2 protein-coding genes are annotated in these 1035 nt (G+C 70.5%); one reads left to right on the forward strand and one right to left on the reverse strand.

What is annotated here, in order from left to right; genetic code table 11:
• Positions 1 to 290 (reverse strand): hypothetical protein (locus AX685_RS15905; protein WP_156445861.1); only part of this gene is annotated, 290 nt, incomplete at its 3' end.
• 131 nt (positions 291 to 421) lie between these two features.
• On the opposite strand from AX685_RS15905, the gene AX685_RS15910 reads away from it, so the two are divergent.
• On the forward strand, positions 422 to 1035 hold a 614-nt coding region (locus AX685_RS15910; protein ID WP_066490398.1), incomplete at its 3' end, for a YbhB/YbcL family Raf kinase inhibitor-like protein.

Raw genomic sequence — 1035 nt, forward strand, 5'->3', positions numbered from 1 at the left:
CCCGCCGCGAACGCGCGCAGCTCGCGCCGGACGCGAGTGGCCTGGCTCGGCTCCACCGGTTCGCCGCGCTCGGCCACACGGGTCAGGTCGCCCAGCGCGAGCCGCAGGTGCTGCTGCGCCTCGTCCCCGGTGTTCTCGTCGCGCAGGATCTGGCTCAGCCGGCCGACGCGCACATTTTCCAGGCTGACGTCGCGCGCGATCACGCCGCCGCTGAACAGCAGGCCGAGCGCCAGTGCGAGCACCAGGCCGAAGGCGCACAGGGCGCGGAACGAGATCGAGCGCGGCAACATCGTGGCAAGTGCCGAACGAGGTGACAGAATCAGGTTACGTAATCCTTTATCGTCCGCGGCTCGCCACCGAACGGGTGCGGCGGCGTTATTCCCTTCGGATCAGTCGCGATGGACATGGAAGGAAGGCCGCGATGCTCGAACATCTTCCCCACTGGCTGGGCAGCATGTTGCGCCCGGTACGTGCCGGTCATGCCAAGCTGGCGATCGTGCAGGACGGCATCGCGCCGCCCGCCGCGCGCCTGTCGCTGACCAGCCCGGCGTTCGCCGATGGCGGGCGGTTGCCCGTGCGGTTCACTGCCGACGGCGACGGCGTGTCGCCGCCGCTGGTCTGGCACGGCGTCCCTGCCGACGCCGCAGCGCTGGCGCTGCTGGTCGAGGATCCCGACGCGCCCACCCCCAGCCCGCTGGTCCATGCGCTGCTATGGGATCTGCCGCCCGCCGACGGCGCGCTGGCCGAAGGCACGATCGCGCCGGATTCGGGTGAGGATATCGGGCGCAACAGCTATGGCGCACACGGCTGGCTGCCGCCCGATCCGCCCAACGGCCATGGCAACCACGATTATGTATTCCAATTGTTCGCACTGTCGCGCGTCCCGGCGCTGGACGAAGCCGCCGGCCGCGCCGCGCTGCTCGATGCGATCCGCGGGCATGTGATCGACGCCGCGCTGCTGACCGGCACCTATTCGCGCGGAGAAGAATCGCCCATCGGCCCGGTGGGAACAGGGGAAGCAGTGGCGGCCGGCGG

The organism is Sphingomonas sp. CCH9-F2 (assembly GCF_001556735.1).
Taxonomy (GTDB): domain Bacteria; phylum Pseudomonadota; class Alphaproteobacteria; order Sphingomonadales; family Sphingomonadaceae; genus Sphingomonas; species Sphingomonas ginsenosidimutans.